Source organism: Vibrio sp. OPT46 (assembly GCF_015163535.1).
Lineage (GTDB): Bacteria > Pseudomonadota > Gammaproteobacteria > Enterobacterales > Vibrionaceae > Vibrio > Vibrio alginolyticus.
The window spans coordinates 31,000-33,238 of record NZ_JADDYG010000485.1; the positions used below are offsets into that span (position 1 = coordinate 31,000).

1 protein-coding gene is annotated in these 2,239 nt (G+C 44.0%); it reads left to right on the forward strand.

The window, feature by feature from the left end:
• The coding region (locus IQR33_RS20600; RefSeq protein ID WP_193843995.1) for a Lon protease family protein at nucleotides 1–2,065 on the forward strand (2,065 nt) is incomplete at its 5' end.
• Between the last annotated feature and the right edge of the window lie 174 nt (nucleotides 2,066–2,239).

Below are 2,239 nucleotides of genomic sequence, written 5' to 3' on the forward strand. Positions count from 1 at the left end.
ACCAAAGGTATTAAAGTTGCCTTGTGGTATCGGAAATAAGCTACGTGTTGATATTGAAGCTTTAATGGGCAAATTATTGAATGCTTTACCCCTAGCATTCGACAATGAAATGTACTTTAGCCGCGCTGAGCGATTAAAAAATCAATTGGCAGCTAAGCAACAAAACGAGCTGGATCGTATTAGTCGAGAGGCAAAAGAAAAGGGCATCAGCCTAACACTGACTACGCAGGGGGATTATCAGTTTGTCGCCATGAACGGTGATGAGCTTCATACGGAAGAGTCTTTTGATGTACTAAGCAAAAAAGAACAAGAGCAATTCAGCGATGCTATTGATGAACTCGAAGTGCGATTGCGCTCGATGGTTCGTGAGCTTACGGAGTGGGAAGAGACATACAGCGATAAAATCAAAAAGCTCAATGATGAAGTGACGCTTGATGTGATTACTCACTTCATCAAAAAACTCAAAGTGGATTACGCGCAATATTCCGAAATCAAAACCTACTTAACTGAGCTGCAAAAAGATATTGTTGAAAACGCAGATATCTTCCTTGACCAAAGTGGCGAGCAAGGCGAAATTGCGACGGCATCCTTGGATAAAAAATTGCCACGTCGTTATAAAGTGAACGTCTTGGTAAGCCGTAAAAGCAGCGAATTTCCTATCGTTGTTGAAGAAAATCCCAACTATCATTCACTCTTCGGGTCGATTGAGACTGCCACTTTCAAGGGAACGGTGTTTACCGACTTCTCGCTGATTCGCGCAGGGAGCTTGCATAAGGCGAATGGCGGCGTTCTATTAATGGATGCTCAGAAAGTACTTGAACAGCCTTACGTTTGGGATGGTTTGAAGCGCGCATTGCGTGCTCGTCAATTGAGTTTTACGTCTCTAGAAAAAGAAGTCACATTGACGGGGGCGGTATCACTCGATCCTGAACCGATTCCGCTTGATATCAAAATTATCTTATTTGGTGATTACCGAACTTACCAATTACTCCAACATTACGATCCAGAGTTCAGCGAGTTGTTCCGCGTGACGGCAGATTTCGAAGACGAAATGAAACGTACGCCGGAGTCTGAGCTGCATTACGCGCGCTTTATCTCTAGCGTGGTGCATGACAATAATATGCTGCATTGCGATCGCAAAGCCATTGCTCGAATCATCGAATACAGCTCACGTTTGTCTGGCGACCAATCCAAGCTATCTCTACATTCGGCTAATATCGCCAACTTGCTTCGAGAGTCGAACTACGTGGCTCGTCAAGCTAACTCTAACATGATCCGTATTGGGCATGTTGAAGAGGCGCTCAATAACCAAGAAATGCGAGTAAGCCGATTACGCGATAACGTAATGGAAACCTTTATTAACGGCACAACGCTGATTCGCACCGAAGGAGAAGCCGTAGGCCAAGTGAACGCACTTTCGGTATTGAGCACTAGTGACTACATGTTTGGTGCACCGAATCGCATCACAGCGACGACGTGTTACGGTGATGGGGATGTTATCGATATCGAGCGAAGCGTGGATTTGGGAGGCAGTATTCACTCTAAGGGCGTAATGATTTTGTCTGCCTACTTATCTTCCGTATTTGGTAAAACGGCACGAGTGCCATTAACGACAACCATTACCTTTGAGCAATCTTACGGTGGTGTTGATGGTGATAGTGCCAGCATGGCTGAGTTATGTGCGGTTGTGTCTGCTTTTTCAAAGCAACCAAATCGACAAGACATTGCGATAACAGGGTCGATGAATCAATTTGGTCAAGCTCAGCCTATTGGTGGCGTAAACGAAAAGATCGAAGGATTTTATGATGTGTGTGTAATTAAAGGTCGTCATGACGGGCAGGGGGTCATTATTCCGCGCTCTAATGTTCACAATCTAATGCTTCGTTCCGACATCGTGAAAGCAGTCGAAAAAGGCGAGTTTAATATTTGGGCGATTGACCATGTTACTGAAGCTATCGAATTGTTTACGGGGAAAGTTGCTGGTGAGCCAACCGATGAAGGTTCTTATCCAATCGATACCATTTTTGGCCTTGCTCAAGCTAAGCTCAATTCGTTGAGAAAATAGGCTGAAACCGTCCTAAATGTGAATGTATCTCATCATAAGTGATCATAAGTTATCATAACGACAATATCCCGACGCTACTGTCGGGATATTGTCAATAACAGATTGAAAATGGAGAGTTTTTGTACTAGACAAAAGTGTGATCGACCTCTAATATTCGCCACTTGTTTATTCGTC